Source organism: Deinococcus gobiensis I-0, from assembly GCF_000252445.1.
In the GTDB taxonomy this organism is placed as follows: Bacteria; Deinococcota; Deinococci; order Deinococcales; family Deinococcaceae; genus Deinococcus; species Deinococcus gobiensis.
In genome coordinates this window covers 2,032,742-2,049,536 of the sequence record NC_017790.1, presented here as the reverse complement: position 1 = coordinate 2,049,536, position 16,795 = coordinate 2,032,742, and the positions used below count along the sequence as shown (strand labels likewise).

General features: G+C 67.0%; 17 protein-coding genes. All 17 read right to left on the bottom strand.

The features are described from left to right. Window position 1: 1 nt before the first annotated feature. The 17 genes from DGO_RS09615 to DGO_RS09540 all read right to left on the bottom strand — a co-directional run bounded on the left by DGO_RS09615 (window position 2) and on the right by DGO_RS09540 (window position 16,327). Window positions 2-5,095: a phage tail tape measure protein gene (locus DGO_RS09615; RefSeq protein WP_043801870.1), complete on the bottom strand. Its 5,094-nt coding sequence runs from the start codon at window positions 5,093-5,095 to the stop codon at window positions 2-4. 4 nt (window positions 5,096-5,099) lie between these two features. Continuing rightward, window positions 5,100-5,411, bottom strand: coding sequence for a hypothetical protein (locus DGO_RS09610; RefSeq protein WP_014685310.1), 312 nt, complete (start codon window positions 5,409-5,411; stop codon window positions 5,100-5,102). 80 nt (window positions 5,412-5,491) lie between these two features. Next, a complete protein-coding gene (locus tag DGO_RS09605; protein ID WP_014685309.1) occupies window positions 5,492-5,908 on the bottom strand; it encodes a hypothetical protein in 417 nt (138 codons plus the stop codon). After that, the gene (locus DGO_RS23800) at window positions 5,898-6,107 is read right to left on the bottom strand and encodes a hypothetical protein (RefSeq protein WP_169331004.1); all 210 of its coding nucleotides are present in this window, start codon (window positions 6,105-6,107) and stop codon (window positions 5,898-5,900) included. The genes DGO_RS09605 and DGO_RS23800 overlap by 11 nt, the downstream gene beginning before the upstream one ends. A gap of 35 nt (window positions 6,108-6,142) precedes the next feature. Continuing rightward, window positions 6,143-6,625 (bottom strand): phage tail tube protein, encoded by a 483-nt coding sequence (locus tag DGO_RS09595; protein WP_043801867.1) that lies wholly within the window; start codon window positions 6,623-6,625, stop codon window positions 6,143-6,145. A gap of 3 nt (window positions 6,626-6,628) precedes the next feature. Then, on the bottom strand, window positions 6,629-6,964 hold the full coding sequence (gp17, locus tag DGO_RS09590; protein ID WP_043801866.1) for a tail completion protein gp17: 336 nt from the start codon (window positions 6,962-6,964) through the stop codon (window positions 6,629-6,631). After that, window positions 6,961-7,311, bottom strand: coding sequence for a phage virion morphogenesis protein (locus tag DGO_RS09585; protein ID WP_014685307.1), 351 nt, complete (start codon window positions 7,309-7,311; stop codon window positions 6,961-6,963). The genes gp17 and DGO_RS09585 overlap by 4 nt, the downstream gene beginning before the upstream one ends. Then, window positions 7,308-7,646: a hypothetical protein gene (locus tag DGO_RS09580; protein WP_145975289.1), complete on the bottom strand. Its 339-nt coding sequence runs from the start codon at window positions 7,644-7,646 to the stop codon at window positions 7,308-7,310. The genes DGO_RS09585 and DGO_RS09580 overlap by 4 nt, the downstream gene beginning before the upstream one ends. Then, a complete protein-coding gene (locus DGO_RS09575) occupies window positions 7,625-8,122 on the bottom strand; it encodes a hypothetical protein (RefSeq protein WP_014685305.1) in 498 nt (165 codons plus the stop codon). The genes DGO_RS09580 and DGO_RS09575 overlap by 22 nt, the downstream gene beginning before the upstream one ends. Further along, window positions 8,094-8,450 (bottom strand): hypothetical protein, encoded by a 357-nt coding sequence (locus DGO_RS09570; protein WP_145975288.1) that lies wholly within the window; start codon window positions 8,448-8,450, stop codon window positions 8,094-8,096. The genes DGO_RS09575 and DGO_RS09570 overlap by 29 nt, the downstream gene beginning before the upstream one ends. 68 nt (window positions 8,451-8,518) lie before the next feature. Beyond that, the gene (locus DGO_RS09565) at window positions 8,519-9,796 is read right to left on the bottom strand and encodes a phage major capsid protein (protein ID WP_014685303.1); all 1,278 of its coding nucleotides are present in this window, start codon (window positions 9,794-9,796) and stop codon (window positions 8,519-8,521) included. Continuing rightward, entirely contained in the window at window positions 9,793-10,623 is an 831-nt protein-coding gene (locus DGO_RS21090; protein ID WP_014685302.1) for an HK97 family phage prohead protease, read from the bottom strand. The genes DGO_RS09565 and DGO_RS21090 overlap by 4 nt, the downstream gene beginning before the upstream one ends. A 55-nt stretch (window positions 10,624-10,678) precedes the next feature. Next, window positions 10,679-11,515 (bottom strand): toll/interleukin-1 receptor domain-containing protein, encoded by an 837-nt coding sequence (locus tag DGO_RS21665; RefSeq protein ID WP_169331003.1) that lies wholly within the window; start codon window positions 11,513-11,515, stop codon window positions 10,679-10,681. A 4-nt stretch (window positions 11,516-11,519) separates the two neighbouring features. Beyond that, window positions 11,520-13,520, bottom strand: a complete 2,001-nt coding sequence (locus DGO_RS21085; RefSeq protein WP_050920763.1) for a phage portal protein — start codon at window positions 13,518-13,520, stop codon at window positions 11,520-11,522. A 13-nt stretch (window positions 13,521-13,533) separates the two neighbouring features. Continuing rightward, a complete protein-coding gene (locus DGO_RS09550) occupies window positions 13,534-14,886 on the bottom strand; it encodes a phage terminase large subunit (RefSeq protein WP_050920762.1) in 1,353 nt (450 codons plus the stop codon). Next, the gene (locus DGO_RS09545; protein WP_014685298.1) at window positions 14,883-15,599 is read right to left on the bottom strand and encodes a terminase small subunit; all 717 of its coding nucleotides are present in this window, start codon (window positions 15,597-15,599) and stop codon (window positions 14,883-14,885) included. Before DGO_RS09545 ends, DGO_RS09550 begins: the two co-directional genes overlap by 4 nt. Window positions 15,600-15,718: 119 nt before the next feature. Next, entirely contained in the window at window positions 15,719-16,327 is a 609-nt protein-coding gene (locus DGO_RS09540; protein ID WP_014685297.1) for a hypothetical protein, read from the bottom strand. Window positions 16,328-16,795 lie beyond the last annotated feature (468 nt).

Sequence of the window (16,795 nt, the reverse complement as noted above, 5' to 3'; positions counted from 1 at the left end):
GTCACCTCCTGAACAGGCTTTCCAGCCCGTAGCTGGGGGCGCGGCTGCTGGCCCTGGCCTCGGCCGCTTCGAGGCGCGTGATGATGCCCCCGAAGCGCGTCACGTGCGTCCCCAGTTCCACCGCCGGGGCCATGTACGCCCCCCGCAGCTCGTCGAGGGCACTTTGAGGGAAGGAGAGGGTGGCCCCGAACGATGTGCCCGGTGCTCCCCCGAACGATGACGCCGCCCCCGACGTGCCGCCCGCCGCGTCGCTCCCCACCAGGCCGAACTCCTGCGCGATGGGTTGCAGCACGTCGGTGTAGAACCGCTTGGCCTCCCCGCTTGCCGCCTGGATAGCCGTTTGCAGGGCCGCCGTGTCGCCCGTCTGGAGGTAAGCGTCGATGGCCGGGCCGATGATCTTGGCGATGACGGCCTGATTGATGAACGACTCGATGAGGCCGTCGAGCACCGCGCGGCCCACGCTGCTCTTGAGGGACTTCTCGAAGAGGCTGAAGTCGTTCTTGGCGACGGCCTGGCTGAAGCCGTCCTTGATGCCGTTGGCGAAGCCACCTTCCACCGAGAGCGCCACGTCGCGCTTGAGCTGGTCGATCTGCTCGGTGTAGTGGGTGGTGCTCCAGAACAGGAAGCCGGTGGTGTAGCTGCCGGTGGTCCGGCTGCCGTAGTTGTCCCCGGCCGTGCCCGCCGCGAAGCGGAACTGCTCGTTGTACTCGCGCGTGGCTTTGGCCGCGTCCTCGGCCGCCTTCTTGTTCCGGTTGAACCAGTTGAAGATGGTGGTCAGCGCCTGCACGGCCGCGCCGATGTAGTCCCCCTTGGCGATGGCCGTGCCGAACGTCACGAGGTCCCCGACCATGTCGCCCAGGTCGCTGGCCCACTGCCCGGCCACCTCGTCGGACGCGCCGCCCAGCGCCTGCATGGCCCCGGTGACCACGGGGATGATCTGCTGGGCGTACTTCCCCCACTCGTTGATGCGGTCCTCAAGCCCTTTCTGCTTCTCGGTCTGGGCTTGCAGCTCGCGGTATTTGGCAATGAGGGTGTCCAGCTCGGCGGCCACGATGCCCGGCTTGCCGCGCAGGGCTTCGAGCGCGGCGAGGTCGGACGCGAACGGCCGCGCCCCACCCGCCTGCGCCTCGGCCAACTTCTGCCGGGCAGAGGCCAGCTTGGTCTGGGAGTAGGCGGCAGCGTCGGCGGCGGGCACGAGGCCCTGAAGCGCGCCGCTGGTCGCCGTGAGATCGTCGGCCAGTTCGGTGTTCCCGGCCTTCCGCGCGGCCAGCGCCAAGCGCTCCAGCGCGGGCACGGCTCCGAAGACCTGGGCCGCGAAGTCCTCGCCCGTGATCTGCCCGGTCTCGAAGCTGCGCACCAGGTCGTCGAGCCGCTTCACCGTGCCCTCGGCGGCCTGCTCCAGATCCGAGAGGGGCACGTCCACGTCCACGTCGCTGAGCACCTTCATGCGGGCGATCTGGGCATTGAGCAGGGCGAGCTGCTCGGCCGTGAGGCCCCCGCTCTTGCCCGCGTTCGTCACCATGTCGCTGTAGAGCTTCATGGCATCGGCGTTCTGGATGGCCGTCAGGTCCAGGCTCAGCAGCGTCGCCTTCAGGTTCTCGAAGGTTTCGCGCTGGGCATTGCCCTGCACGTCGGGACGGAAGGTGCCCTCATCCACCGGATTCGCCAGCACCTCGCGCAACGCCTCGTCGCCGGCTTCCACCCCCAGGGCCATCTGGGTGGCCGCGCTGGTGACCTCGCCCAGGACGTTCTTCAGGTGGGTGAGCTGCTCGGCCGTGAGCGCCCCGGTGCGCCCCGCGTTGTCCAGCAGGTCGGTGAAGAAGTCGAGGGTGGCCCCCGCGTCTTCCACGCCCACGTCCAGCGCCGTGATCTGGCGCAGCAGGTCGGGGTAGATGCCCTCGTCGGCCCCGGCGCGGTCGGTGCGTTCCCCGATAGGGCGGGCCAGGACTTCGCGCAGGGCCGCGTCCCCGGCTTCCACCCCCTCGGCCATGGCGCGGGCACTGTTCTGGGTGCCCTTCAGGACCCCTTGCAGGATGCGCAGTTGCTCGGCCGTGATGCCGCCGGACTGCGCCGCCCCCTGGAGCGTGCGGTCGAGCAGCTCCATCGTGTCGGCGTTGTCGATGGTGGCGTCGTCGAGCTGCGTGAGGGTGTCGTAGAGGTCCGAAAAGTTCTGGCGCTGCTGGGCGGCCGTATCCACCGGCAGGCCGGGCCGGTCGGTGCGCTCCCCAATCGGGTTGTTGGCGAGATCGGCCAGCGCGGCGTCGGCCGCAGCCACGCCCTCAGCGAGTGCGGTGACGGCCTGGGCCGCGTCCTGGGCACGCTGGCGCTGCACGCTCAGCACGTCGTTGTACTGCTGCTGGTGTCCGGCGGCCTCCTGCCGTGCCAGTTCCAGCGCCAGCTCCGCATCGGTGAGGTCGTTGAGGCTGTTCAGGTAGGCGTCGTACTCGCGGGCCTCGCGGATGGCGGCCTGCCCCTCGCGCACGGCCTCGGCCTCCCGGCGGGCCGCGTCGGTCGCGCGGTCGTGGGCGGCGGTGGCGGCGTTCAGGCGGCGTTCCTGCTCGGCTTTGATGAGGTTGTACTTCTCAGTGTCACCGGCTGCACGGGCGGTCGCCAGGGCCGTAGCGAGCTGACTGTCCAGGGCCGTGCGCAGGCCCTTCACGTAGCGTTCCTGGGCCTCCGTGGCGGCAATCTGAGCACGGTTGTCTGCGAGCTGCTGCCGGGCACGCTGGGCGGCGTCGGTCGCACGGTTCTGGGCAGCCGTGACCTCATCCTCGCGCCGGCGCTGCTCGCTACGGATGGCGTTGTACTTCTCGGTTTCCCCACCCGTCCGCGCCGTGGCGAGCGCCGCCGCGAGCTGTGCCGAGGTGGCCGAGCGCAGGCCCGTAATGTAACGCTCCATCGCCTCGCCCTGCTCAATCTGCCTGCGGTTCTGGGCGAGTTGGTCGGCCAGATCCTTGGCCCCCTTCTGGGTGTCGCTGCTCTTGCCCTTCAGGCCGTCCAGTTCCTTCGTGACCGCGCCCAGGGCCTTGAGCCATTCGGTGTAGGCGGGCGTGCCCTCCTTGACCGTCTTCAGCTTGGCCCGGAGCTGGGTGGCCGCCGAGTCTAGGGTCTTGGTGTAGGTCGAGACATCCACGTTCCCGACCGCCTGCTCGGCCTTCAGGTCGTGGAAGGCAGTGAGGAAGCCCTTGGCGGTCGCCTGCGCAGCGGCCAGTACGTTCGGGCGGGTCGATTCGATGCCCTGCACGAACCCGGCCGAGGTGAACTCGCCCAGTTCCTTCATCACACGGGAGGGCGACTGGATGTTCAGCACGTCCTTGATCCCGCTGATGACCGCGCTGCCCAGGTTGCGGGCGGCAGCGAGCACCAGGCGCGGGCCGGCGAGGATGCCGTTGATGAGGCCCTGCACGACGTTCAGCCCCAGTTCCTTCCAGTCCAGACCCCGGATGAAATCGGCCGCGCCGGTCAGCGCCCCAGCCACGATCTCCTTGATGCGCCCCCAGGTCTTCTCGGCAAACGCCTTGACCTCATCCCAGTTGCGGTAGAGCGCGACGCCCGCGCCGACGAGCAGCGTAATGGCCGCGATGACCAGACCCACCGGCCCGGTGAGGAAGGTCAGACCCGCCCGCAGGGCGACACTCGCCACCGTCGCGGCGACCTGTGCAGCCGTCCAGACGGTCGTGGCGAGGCTGACCGCAGCCACGCCCAGGCGGTAGGCCCCGAAGGCGGCGGCACCGGCCCCCACAGCGGCCGTGAGGGGGATCAGGATTTCCTTATTGCGGTTCAGGAAGGCGCTGAGCTTCTCGACCGTCTGGACCGTGCTTTCGATGGCCGGGCGCACGCTGTTGTAGACGTTGACGGCTGTGGTCCCGAACTGCTTGGCCGTGTCGATGCCCTGGCGGATCAGGCCGGGCAGCACCGCACCCACCCGGTCGAAGGCGCGCTGCAGGTAGGGCACAGCCTCGTTCGCCATGCTGAGCAGTTCCTTGCCCACCGGCAGCAGGGCCACTTGCAGCTTGCGGCCCATGCCTTCGACGAACGACCCGAGGTTGTTGTACTTCGCGTTCAGCGAGTCGGTGGCCCCGGCCATGTCCTTGAGGCTGGTGCCGGTGGTCTTGAGCGCGGCGGCGCCCTTCTGTCCCAGGTCCTCGTACTGGGTGCCGATCAGGGCCACGCCCGCCTGCATCCGCAGGTTCTCGTCTTTCACGCCGGCCAGGGCCTTCTGCACCATGTTGAAGGCTTCGATGGCCGTGATCTGCCCGGAGGCCATCTTCTTGGAGAGGTCCTCGCTGTTGATGCCCACCTGTTCCAGCGCGGTCGCCACGCCCTTGGAGCCGTCCTGAATGCGGACGCGGAACTCCTTGAAGGCGTCGGCCGCGCGGTCGGTGCCCAGGCTGCCCCCCTGCGCCCCGTTCTTGATGATGTTGAAGAACTCATCGGCGCTCGCCCCACCGCTGGAGAACTGGGTCGAGTACTCGTTGATGGTGTCGAGAAGATCCCCAGAGCGGTCCAGGCCGTCCTGATAGCCCTTCGCCAGGAAGTCCAGGGCCTCCTGCGAGGTCAGCCCGAACTGCTGCATGAGGGTCTTGGCTGCGCTGACCGACTCGGGCACCTCGGTGCCGAAGCTGTCCTTCAGGGCCAGGGCGCCCTCGGTGACCTTTTGCAGCTCGGCATTGGACAGTTCGCCCAGCTGCTTGCGCACCTCGCCCACGGCGTCCCCAGCCTCTTCCAGGCTGCCGCCGAAGTTGTTGCCGAAGACCTGCTCGGCCACGCTGCCCAGGCGCTCGGCTTCCTCACGGGTGGCCCCAAGCTGGGCCTGGAAATTGCTGACGTTCTGGGCCGCTTCCTGGGCAAGGTTGAAGGTGCTGGCCCCGATGGCGACGACGGCCCCGGCCAGGGCCACCGCGCCCACGGTGGCCACCTTCAGGCCAGCGGTGAATGCGCCGCCCAGGGCGGATCCGGCGCGCTCGCCGCTCTGGGCGGCGTCGGCCTCCAGTTGCTTGATCCGGGCCTCGAACTCGTCGAACCGGCCCTTCACGTCTACGTACACCGTCTCGGCCGCGCCTGTGCTGCCGCCTGCCCCTCCGCCGCTCGTCATCTATTCACCTTCCCCGCGCACTGGCGCGCAATTCCTTGAGTTTTACAGCCTTCAGCGCCCACGCCGGGATGCGCCCCGCCTTGTGCTCAGCGAGGAACTCGCGCGCGGCAGCGGGCGGCACGCGCGGTTGCAGGTGCGGCATGTCGTACTCGGCCATGAAGGCGATGTAGGCCGCCTGACTGACGGCCTGCTCTGCGGTCATCTTGCCCGGCTCGGGTGGCTCGGCCAGCACCTTGCGGGCCTCGGCGTCGAGCTTTGAGAAGTGGTAATCCCGCACCGCGCGGTCCTGGTAGTAGAAGACAGTGCTCAGCTCCACGTCGAGGTCGCGGATGTCGTCGTCGGTCAGGTGCTCCCACTCCCAGGGCCGGATGCTGTAGATCGCCGCGAAGAGCGCCTTTAGCTGACTGCGAGGGCGGCGAGCATCCTTGGGGTGGTCCGGGCCAGTGCTCCGTCCACCGCCTTCTCCAGGGCTTTTGGGTCCGGGATCACCCCGTTCACGTAGGCGTACATGAGCTGGTTGAGGGTCACCTCGTCGGCGTCTTCCAGGGCTTCGCGGATCACGCGCCGGTCGCTGCCCTCGGCCATGCGCCCGAGCAGCAGGTCGGCCACCAGCTCGCGCTGGTCGTCGGTGGTCCGGCAGCTCGCCACGCGGCCCTGGAAGGTCTTGCGCTCGCGGCCGGTGGCGGTGCGCAGGTAGAGGGTCAGTTCCTCGGGGGCCTCGACGCCCTGCGCGGCGAGCGCGGCGCGGGCCTCGGCGGTGACGGGGTAGGGGGTGGGCTTGCCAGCGGTGCCCCAGATCAGTTCAGCGGCCATCGTGTACCTCCATCCAGACGCGCGCCGTATTGGCAGCGCGCTTAAGTCCAAGGGCGTTTTCGGGCAGCTCTAAAACGAGCCGTTCTTTTGTTGTCGGGTCTTCAAAGATGAGGCGGCGGCGGGTCAGGCCGGCCTGCACGACCAGCAGCCCAGCGTAGACGCGCCCCGCGTCGCGGTGCACGTCGTAGGCCAGGGCCACCGGCCCACCTTTGCGGCGGGCCAGGGCGCGGAGCATCAGGGCGTGGGCGTGGGGTCGGTGACCGCCGCCTCATGCGGCCCCTGCAGGTCGCCGCTGCCGGACGCCGTGAAGCTGTAGGTGGTCGCGTTGTCCGAGGGGCTAGGCAGCGTGGCGTTGGTCAGCACGGTGACGCCGCCTTCCCAGTCCTCGTCGGCCGCGTCATCGTCGAAGGCGCGCTCCATCCAGATCCGGTTGCCGGCGAGGATGGCCTTGCGCAGCACGTAGACGGGCTCGCGCTCTTCCTTGTCCTGGGGGAGGTCGCCGCTGACCGTGAAGGTCCACGTGGCGCCCGTGCTCTTGCTGGTCGTGCCGCCCTTGGCCTTGTAGTACTTCTTCGTGACCTGGGTGGCCGTAATGGGCGCGTCCGAGGTGCTGACGTTGGGCAGTATGAAGAACTCGGTGTCGTTGGGCCGGTTCTCGGACCCGACCAGCATGACGGCGAAGCGGATGGCGTTGTTTTCTCCGGTGTGAAATTCCATAGGTCACTGCCTCCTGTAGTCGGCTCTCCAGCCGGTGAGGGTGATGTCGGGGTCGGTGAGTGGGCCGCTCCCGGCGGGCACGAAGCGCGCGGCGCGCAGGGCGTTTCGTGCCTGGTCGGACAGCTCCAGCGCCTCGGAGAGCGTGGGCGCCCAGGCGCTGACCTGCACGCGGGTAACGCTCGCCGCCGAGCCGTAGCGCACGCGGTCGGTGGCGTCGATGGGTTGCAGGATCAGGTGGGGCGCGCCGCCCTCGGGCAGGGGGTCGCCCGCGATGAAGACCTGGGGCGTGAGGGAGAGAAGGATGTCGCGCGCGTCGGCCAGCACGTCGAGGGTGCTCACCGGTTGAGGACCTTGTCCACGGCCGGGCGCAGCCACGGGCGGGCGGCGATCTTGCGGGTGCCGAATTCGAGCAGCGGCGCGTAGATCACGTTGGTGCCCACCCGGAAGTGGGTGGGACTGATGCGCTGGATGCCGATGCTCTGGCGCAGGCGCCCCGTGTCTACCGCTGGCCCGTCGCCGGGGGCGCTGGCCCGGTGGACGCGGCCTCGCCCGCGCGGGTACTCGCGTCCCTGGCCGGGCGTGCTGAGGTTGCGGACCATCTCGGTGCGCAGCTCCTGCGCGATGAGGGCCGCCTGTTTCCCGGCCACCCGTTGCGCGGCGGCGCGCGCGGCGTCAGCGAGGCTCATGTGGTCACCCCCAGTTGAGAGAAGCCTTGCCAGTCGTTGACCAGCGTGATGGTGTAGTCGGTGCCGTCCAGGCGCAGGCGGTTGGCCTGCGGGTTCAGGCCGGTGCGCTCCAGGTACACCTCGCGCGCCACGCGCACGCCACGCAGCTGGGCCTGCTCGACGACCTTGGTCCCGGCCGGGAAGTGGGCACAGGGGATGGGCTCACCCTGCGGCACCCAGTTGGAGGTACCGTGCCCCAGCCGGTCGGGCGGGCCGCCCTTGACCTCGACGAGCACCTGAGCGGTGCTGGTGAGCATGTGCGCGGGCAGCCGCATCAGAACCGCAGCGGCAGCCACGGCCGCAGCAGGGCGAGGGCGTCGGCGGGCAGGCTGCCCTGGGTGGCCGTGTCGGTGTACTGATAGGACACCGGCCCCATGCTCTCGGCCTTGAGCCCCACGCGCCCGGCCGCCGCCGCGCCCGCCTGCGCGGTCAGCAGGATGGCCGCGCGGATGCCCGGTGGCAGCGTGCCCGCCGTCCAGCCCCACGTGTAGGAGATCGTGTACGGCACCGGCTGCCCGCGCGTGACGCTCAGCACATCGACCGTCCAGGGGCCGCGCAGGATGCCCGCCGCCGGGGCGCTGTTCAGGGTCAGCGCCTGGATGCTCACGCACGGGTGCGTCAGCACGATCAGGCCTGAAGAGCCCAGCACGCCCGCCTCGGCCAGGGTGCCGCCTTCCAGCGAGGCGATGCCCAGCTGCGCGGCGACGAGCGCCTCGGCCAGCAGCAGCTGCTCGGCCGTAACGTTACTGGGGGGGGATGTCACCAGCGGCATGGGCGGCGGCCTCCAGTTCGGTGAGCTTGGCCAGCGCTTCCTCGCGCCGCAGCTTGGTCAGCACGCCCCCCTCGCCCGCGAAGTGGTACCAGCCGCCGCCCTTGGCGTAGGGCTTGAGCCGTTCCTCGTCGGTGAGGGCGGTGAAGGCAGGGCTGTCCTTGGCCGCGTCGTGGGCGCCCACCGCAGCGAGTGCCCGCGCCTCGGCTTCCTCTTCCGTCTCGATCAGGCCGAGCGTCAAGAGGTGCTTGAGTTCCTCGGCGTCGTGGATTTCCACCGTGTCGCCCGGCTTCTTGCCGGTCAGCACGCCACCCACGGACGCATATTTCACTCGGTGCATGGTCCCTCCGGGGAATGAAGTCAGGCCGCCCGGACTGGCGCGGCCTGCTGGCGAGAGGCTTACGCGCTGGGCGCGTTCTTCACGAAGGCCGAGGCGTCGTAGATGACCAGGGCCAGGCGTTCCTCGGCGCGCATGGTCACGCGATTCTTCACGAAGTCGTCCTGGTCGGTGTTCGTCATCTCGACCCGCGCGTCCATGCGGTCGAAGATCTGCGCGCCGCGCCGGAAGTTACCCATGAGCCACTCGCCTGCGGCCAGGGCCAGAGTGTCGCGCACGGGCAGGCCCCACAGGCGCGGCTCGGTCGCGGTACCGACGTTCACCCAGATGTAGTGCCCCTCGGTGCCCTTCACCAGCTGGACCTTCTCCCAGTCTTCGGGGTTCAGCACCAGGCCGGTGGGCGTGTGCTTGGCGAGGCGCAGCTGGGTCATGGCCCGGCGGTACACGTCGATCAGGCTGTCGCCCGCCGTGGTGCGGTTGTAGGCCGGGGCCACCGTGTAGACGCCGGTCAGGTTCTGGCCGACGCCGTTGCCCTTGAGCAGCTGCACGTCTTCCACGTCCTTGAGGCCCTCGATCAGCTGGGTATCCACGTAGCTCTGGATGGCTGGAGCGTCGGCCAGGATCTCGTCGGAGAGCTTCACGAAGTGCGCGATCTTGCGCACCGGGAAGGTCTTGTCCTCGAAGGTCATGTCGCTCTCGGGCTTCTGCGCCAGCTCGGCCACCATCGCCGCCGCGTTCGTCAGGGTCTTGCGCACCGGGAAGACGAGGCTGCTGTTGCTGGTCTGCCCCTGCGAGAAGAGGTCGCGGATGTGCGGCTCTTCGGGTTGCTCGTAGATGCCCAGGCGCTGGGGCTGGGTGACCATCACGCCGGCGCTGCCCGCCGCGCTGCTCAGCGCCTTGACTTCGGTCCCGACCACGAAGCGCTCGCCCTGCTTGGCGGTGTCGAAGCCCTTGGATTCGACGAGCAGCTGGCCGGCGCTCTTGCGCTCGCTGCCCTTGCCGCCACCAGTCACGTCCAGGCGGCCCAGCTGGGTCTGCACTTCGGTGAGCTGGGTCTTGACCTCGGTGTGCTCCTTTTCGAGTGCGGCCAGCTCGGCGTCGTAGTCCTTGACCTTGATCCCGGCCTTGACCTCTTCGAGGCGCTTCTCGGTCTTCTTCCAGATGCCGTCCTCGATCTTCTTGAGTTCGGCCTGGATCTGGGCGCCAGCGTCACCGCCGTCGAAGAGCGGCATGTGCCCCAGCGCGCCGCCCAGCAGGGGACTGCCGGAACGGGCGGGGGCCGAAAAAGCCTCGCTCATAGTCTGGGCGAGGCTGGCGATCAGGTAACTGCGGTGGGTCATGGGGTTCCTCCATACAGGGTGGCGCTGAAGGCGCGCAGGTCAGCCAGCAGGGGGCTGCCGTCGCTCTCGCGCTCAAGGCGTTTGGCTTCCAGTTGCAGCACAGACAGCAGCGGCGAGTGCGCAGGCGGCTCGCGGCGGCTCTTCTCAGTCGGAGTGGGATCGTCGGAAGTGCCATCCTCGGCGGCTTCCTCAATCCCGGCTTCGACGAGTAGGTCTTGGAGTTCTTTCAGGGCTGCCTGCACGCGCTTGGCGTTGGCCCCGGACAGGGTTCGGCCTGCCTTGGTGGAGAGGTTCACGTCAGCGATGGCCGCCGCGCGCCGGATGGCCCGCTCCAGATCGTCGAGGGACTTGAGCCCCGTGATGACCGCCCGCTCGTCGGCCGGGATCGTCACGAAGCTGTATTCCAGCAGGCCCACTTCCAGCAGCTCGCGCCGGTAGCCGGTCTGGGTTTCGTCGGCGTAGGTGAACTTCACCGGCCAGTAGCCGATGCTCAGCTCGGAGATGGCCCCTTCCTGGGCCAGAGTGTAGATGTCGCGGCCCGTCTGGGTGGCGCTCATCTTCGTGCTGGTCAGCAGGCCGTAGGTGTCTTCGGTCATGGCCTGGGGGACGCCCACCGGGAGGCCGCCCCAGGCGTCGTGGTTCAGCAGGGTCTTGATCTTGCGGCTGCCGCTGGGGCCGCGCTCGGCCACAGTCTTGGTGAACGCGCCGGGCCGGATGGTGTCCCCGTAGCTGTCCACCCCGTTGAAGGTGCTGGCGTAGGCCTCGATGATGCCCTCGGCCGCCGCCTTGACCTCGACAGTGTGGGACTTCGTTTCTAGTCCTTCCATGTGTCAGCCCTCCTTTTTGAGGGAATGAAAAACCGCCCACAGTGGGCGGTTAGAACTATTGAAAATATCGATTTGCTAGTCTCTCGTAAGAATTTTCGTCAATTCCCATAGTTGCTAATAATTTAAACAATTCTTGTTTACTGTTTACCCGTTCAGTTGTGGCTGCATTGACCATAGATAATACTTCTGCATCCAATATCCTTTGTCTAGCTTGACGCCTTCTTGCAAGAGCTACCGAATCACCATCCAGCTTTGTTAGTTCCAAAGCTGGCATTACGCTGGCTGCTGAATTGTTGATTGTATCGTTATAAGCCTCAAGTCTAGCCAGACGATTGTTTATATTTCTTATTCCAGTCAACATTTCTAAATCAAGCTCTTCTTTAGTTTGAGCTTGAGTATCTTTATTCGTTGGATATTTTTTGATTATCTCGGCAATTTTATTTTCTAAGAGAGGCCAATAGACTTCAAAAACTGATGATACAACCTGATTTGGTACAGGACTTGCGGTTGATCTATTTATGGTAGCAACCAATTTTGCCACACTCGTCTTCTCAATCCAAGTATGATTAAACTGGGCAAGAGGATCACTAATATCTGCTGGCTCAAGATTTATTAAAAAAGTGCAAACACGGTTGGTAGATAATCCTTTCGCCAGCGCCCCGGCCTCAAAAAGAATCCAACGCTTATCTAAATTTTCCTTGGTAAGAAAAATTACGCCAACAGACACATCTTTAAGCTGATCATTTATTTCCCTAAACCAAACGCTCCCACTTTCGATATTATGAGAGGATACCCAAGGATCACTAGTCTGGATGACGCATCTGATCCATTCTTCGAAGGCTTCTGCAACCTCCCGGCTGAGATCGCCCGACCAAGAGAGAAAGATTTTCACGCTTTTATTCTGCCACCCCATATGTCACCACGCACCGGCAGTTCACGCCGCCCGGCGACTGCATGACGCCGATGCTGAATGGCTCGTCGAGCGCCCGCGTCTCGCCGTCGATGGCCGCGTGCTCGTCGCGCGTGCGGCTGTCGCGCGTGGCGTGCCAGGTCTTCACCAACTCGACGTCGAACTCATCGGCCAGCTGGTCAGCAGCCTGCGCGTGGGCGGCCCCGAAGGCGCTGGCTGTCTCGGTGCGCGCGATGACCTCGGCCCGCCATCCGGCCCACTCGGCGTTGGCCTTCCGCAGGCGCTTGGCGATGTCCTTGACGCTCTCGCCCGCTTCGACGCCCGCTGTGATTTGGCCTTGCAGGAGGGCCTGCGAGGTTTCGGTGATGCCCTTGACGTTCTCGCCCACGTGCTCGGCAATCCACTCGGTGACGCCATCGGCCAGCACGTCGAAGGCCCCGCCCCCGCCGGTCGCTGTGATGCTGCTCAGCACGGCGGTGTAGGCCACCTTGCCTTCCGCTTCGATCACGGCGGTGTGGACGGCTTCCAGCAGGTCTTGCCAGTCGTCAGGGTCTAGCGCCGTCTCCCAGGGTTGCCCCAAGGCGTAGGCGCTGGCCGCCGCGTTGCCCTGTTCCAGCAGCACCTGGGCCACCTTGTTCTGAATCTCGCCGGTCCACTCATCCATGCGGGCCAGCCGGGCGGCCACCTCATCCTCACCCTTGTCCTTGCGCTCGAAGGAGGGAGGGCGTCGGGCCTTCGTGGCAGCGGGCAGCGCGGCCGGCGCGGCGCTGCGTGGCGCGTCCCCGCCGGGGATGTCCACCAGCGGCAGCCCCACGACTTGGGCGGCCATGTTGGCGGGCACCCCGGAATCCACCAGGGTCTTGAGCGTCTCGGCCTTGAGCTTGCCCACCTCGGCCTCGGTCTTCAGGTTGGCCTGCAGCGCCCGGACCCCGGACAGGTCCGGCCGGATGCGCCACTGCGCGCCGTCCAGCGTCCAGAACGGGAACAGTGAGCCCATCAGGCCCTGGCACAGGTCATCCAGCAGGGGCACGATCCGGTCTTCCCAGAGCATGGCCTTCGCGGCGTCGAGGTTGCTGAACGTCGCCGCCTCTCCGAAGCTCATGAGGATCGGGGGCACGCCCAGTACCGCGCCGATTTCCTCACGCGAGAAGCGCCGGCCGTTGAGCCAGTCCAGATCCGTAGCATTCATAGCCAGGGGCTTCACGTCGCGCGTGGAACCCAGGGCAATCATCTTGCGCACGTTGCTGCCGTTGACCTGCTCGCGGAGAATGGCCGTCGCGGTCCGCTGCTGCTCTGCGGAGAGCCCACTGTCCAGCAGCACCGCATAGGGCGGCTTGCCATCGTTGGCCAGGGTGCTGATATTCCAGCGGGCGGCCGTCGTGTCGGTGTCGATGGCCTTGGCCCCAGCCATGACCGGCGAGAGGCCCCAATACACGTCGTTGGGGTTGACGCACATCCAGTGCGCCACCTGTACCGCGTCCAGGCGGGTCTTATCTCGCCCGGCAGGCTTCCACTCGTACCCACTCACGAACTTCTGCGCGTCCTTGATGGGCTTGATCTCGTCGGGCAGCAGCGGCCACAGCTCGACGGGCTTGCCGCTCACGAGGTTCAGGAACCACAGCGCGTTGCCGGCCAGCAGCATGTGCAGCGCCCAGCGCTCCATGAGGTCCTGACGCGCCATGAAGGGATTGGGCCGGTTCAGCAGGCGCTGCAGCTCGTGCGTCGGGTCGGCCACCCACTGCTCGCCGTCGAGACGCTCAAGGACCAGCGGCACCGAGGCCAGGCCGGTCGAAATCTTGGAGCACCCGGCATAGACCCACGTGCTGGCCTGGAGCCCCTCGCGCACCGCCTTCTCGCTGGTCCACTCGCTGAACGCCGCCTTGCCGTTCTGGCTTGGCCCCACATAGGCGACGGGGGTGCCGCTCGCCCCGTCCCGCTTCACTTGCAGCCCCAGCAGCCGCGCCCCCGCCTCCTGAATCCAGTTCACTTCCTCACCCCCCTCAGATCAGTTCCATGAAGAAGTCGGCCGCCTTGCCGTGGCCATCGGCGTAGCGCACCGCGTACCGCAGTGCGTCCATGCCGTCGTCACCGACCTTGACCGGCTTCTCTTTCAGCGTCTCGCCGTTCGGGCTCTTGGCCCAGATATACCCATCGACCTCTTCGATCGTCCGGGTCGGGCCGGTGGCCAGCCCCGTGCCCTCGTCGATCAAGGCCTGTTCGTGTTCGACGAGCGCGTCCTCGAACACGAACAGGCGCGGCGCGATGGCCGGCTCGTCGGGCCTGCTGGGGTCATACTCCCGGCCCAGGCGATCCTGCACGCCCTGAATCCCGACCGTCACCGCCTTGTCGGCCGCCGTGGTCGTGATGCTCAGCTCCTGCTCAAGCGTGGCGCGGTCCTCGGCGTCGTGGTCGGTCACCCAAGCCTCGATGTCCTCGCCCTTGGTCAGCGCCCCGATCTGGGCCGCGTGGTCCTTGACGGTGCGCTGGGTGCGGTAAATCTCCCGGTACATCCACATGTTGCCGTCCGGGTCGATGGCCCACCACTGGCAGACAAACGGGTGGTTGTAGCCGAAGTCGATGGTGACGATGCGCCGCCATTCCTTGGGCAGCTCGCGCCGGGGCACCACGTGGATGCCCGGCCGCCAGTGCTCGTACACCATGCCCTCGGCCGCCGCCCAGAGGCCGTGGCGCAGGCGGTCCCGCCGGGGGCCGGTCAACTTGTCCAACCGCGCCATGTAGGTGCGCCCGAACGGCGTCCAGTCCCTAGCCCGCGCGTCCCACAATCGGGGATTGTCCCGGTGGTCGCACCCAATCCGGGTGGTCACGCCCGCGTCCATGCGCTTTTTCAGCCAATGGCTGGGCGGCCCTGGGTTGCAGTCCCCGATGAGCTGCTGGTAGGGAATCACGCCGTTGCGCAGGCGGGTGCTGAGGAACTCCCAGTCCCGCACGCTCAGCTCGGTCGCCTCCATGACGTAGATCACGTCGAACTCGGCCGACATGAGCTTGACCGGGTCATCCACCCCGGCCACGACGATCTCGCTCTTGTTCGGGTAGACGTAACTCTGCCGGACGTTACGCTGCTGGTTCGTGGTGTCGCACGGTGGTTTGACGTGCTGCTCGAAGGTGACCAGGCCAGTCTCGGTCAGCGACCGGCGCTTCTTGCGCACGATGGCCAGGCGGCAGCCGGGGTACTTCATGGCCAGCGCGTTCAACTTTTCGAGGCTGGCCCGGCTTTTGCCCGTGCCGGCGGGACCGTCCAGCATGACCTCGTCGGCCTTGCACTTCATGACCTCCAGAGCGGAGCCGCGCGGGGCGTAGATCAGGGCGCCCGCCGGGAGTTGCGCGCCGGTCACAGGTCATCCTCGGCTACGCCCACGATGAACTTGATCGGCGAGCCGTCCGGGTTCTCCAGCACCTGGCGGTTGCCGAACATGTTGTGCAGCTGCCCGAGCAGCTGCAAGGTCTTCGTGGTGTCCTTGACCTTGTATTCGATGGTGCCGTCTGGGTGGCGCTTGAACATGGCGAGGCCGCTGAAGGCCCCGGCGTTCTTGGCGGCCTGCCAGTCGATCTGGACGTCCTGGGCGATGGTGGCCACCTTGATGAGCAGGTCGCCGTCGCTCGTGCGGCTCACGTTGTCGGCCCCGAACGCGCTGTCCAGGTCATACACGTCGAGGTCTTCGGGTTGCAGGCCTCGGTCCTTGGCCAGATCCTTGACCGGCTGGTGCTCCAGCGCGGGCACCCAGAACGTGCGGGGCGTGGGCGCCACGGTCACGAAGTCATCCATGTCGACCGTGTTGCGGGCCTCCATCGTCAGGCGGGCGGCCACTTCGTCTTTGCTCATCACGTCGGGGGCCTCGGCCATGCGGGCGGCGATGTAGGCCTTCACAGCAGGCAGCCGGACAAGGTTCCAGCCCTCGCGGTGGTCCTTGTAGCCGGCCTTCAGGGCGGCGGCCGACTGGTTCAGCTTGGTACTGCCCAGGTAGTAGTCGGCGAAGCGCCGCTGCTTGGGCGGGAGGGCCGCACCCAGCTCGTCAGCCGAGGGAGGGAGGGGGGCGTCGTGGGTCATGGGCGGGTCACCTCCTACGGGGTGGGGTTCGGCAGTCAGGTGTCGCCCTTTTACTCAGATCTGAGTAAAAGTCCTGACGCCACGAAAAAGCCGCCCGGCGGGGGCGACTTGGGGTGTCTCTACAGGTTGTCCAACTCTAGAGAAATCGTACCTGATTCCCGAACAATTAACAACTTCAAGTTGTCAATGGCCCTCTTGTCCCCCAGGTCGGCCGCCATGCCCAGGACCACCGCCGCGTAGGCTCGCGCCTCAGCCCCGTTCCAGCCGCGCCCGTTAGCGTGGATCAGGCTCACCAGCCCCTGCCCGTTGCGCAGGCGGCCCAGATAGGGCTCAGCGTTGCAGCGCACGGCCAGCGCCGACTCGGCCACCCAGCCCATCGGGGTGTGGACTTCCGAGTACCACAGGCCAGCAGCGGGCGTGCTGGGCCAGTTGCCCACGACCGGCGTCATCTGCCGCCCGGTGCCGCTGCTGGTGCGCTCGTGCGTCACGACCAGGCCGCCCGTCCGGCGCTGCCAGTCCTTGAGCGCCTGGTGCCAGCTCTCGGCATAGGCCCGCACGTCCCGCTGCTGCTGCCGGGCGCTGGGCTGGGCGTCGGGATTCCCAACGTCCAGGGCTGGGCGGCGACGGGTAGGGCGTGAGGGCTCCCCGACCATTTCACCCTCACGGTTAAGATGGTCGGCGCCCAGAAGAGAGGCGGTCAGGTCGGCCATGCTGAATTTCTTGGTCATGCAGGAGTGCTCCATGTCAGGTGTATCGCCCGGTGTGCAGGTCTTCGAGACGGAGGATTCGCTTTGGTGGGGCGTCCCACCGGGCATGGGCGGCGGCCATGCGCTCAGGCAGGCAGGCCGGGCAGAAGGGCTCCAGTAGCCGCTCCGAGGTCGGGCGGGTAAAGGGCCGCCCGCAGTGGGGGCAGGGGTCAGACGAGCCGGGCGAGGGGTACGCAGATCGTGCGTACCCTCTCGGGCCGGTCGAAGGGTGTCTACTTTCCGGACACCCTTCCGAGGGGTGGGCCAAGGCCTGGGCAACCGTCAACATCTGTTGATCGTTGACTTCCTGCCGCTGGGCCGGGCCGCACGCCTCGGCCTGGGCTGCCCGGGTTTCGGGTTTTTTCGGGCACGCCATATGGTTACGGTTGCCGGGCTGGAGCCAAATGTGAGCAAAAAGCGGGTGTAAGAGATCAGATACACCTACCCATT

Excerpts from the sequence above, each read along its gene's own strand:
- DGO_RS09605 (WP_014685309.1), bottom strand. The coding sequence starts at position 5,908 with ATGGCCGCTGAACTGATCTGGGGCACCGCTGGCAAGCCCACCCCCTAC.
- DGO_RS21090 (WP_014685302.1), bottom strand. The coding sequence starts at position 10,623 with ATGGAAGGACTAGAAACGAAGTCCCACACTGTCGAGGTCAAGGCGGCG.
- DGO_RS09545 (WP_014685298.1), bottom strand. The coding sequence starts at position 15,599 with ATGACCCACGACGCCCCCCTCCCTCCCTCGGCTGACGAGCTGGGTGCG.
- DGO_RS09575 (WP_014685305.1), bottom strand. The coding sequence starts at position 8,122 with ATGCCGCTGGTGACATCCCCCCCCAGTAACGTTACGGCCGAGCAGCTG.
- DGO_RS09565 (WP_014685303.1), bottom strand. The coding sequence starts at position 9,796 with ATGACCCACCGCAGTTACCTGATCGCCAGCCTCGCCCAGACTATGAGC.
- DGO_RS09540 (WP_014685297.1), bottom strand. The coding sequence starts at position 16,327 with ATGACCAAGAAATTCAGCATGGCCGACCTGACCGCCTCTCTTCTGGGC.
- DGO_RS09595 (WP_043801867.1), bottom strand. The coding sequence starts at position 6,625 with ATGGAATTTCACACCGGAGAAAACAACGCCATCCGCTTCGCCGTCATG.
- DGO_RS09585 (WP_014685307.1), bottom strand. The coding sequence starts at position 7,311 with ATGAGCCTCGCTGACGCCGCGCGCGCCGCCGCGCAACGGGTGGCCGGG.
- DGO_RS09615 (WP_043801870.1), bottom strand. The coding sequence starts at position 5,095 with ATGACGAGCGGCGGAGGGGCAGGCGGCAGCACAGGCGCGGCCGAGACG.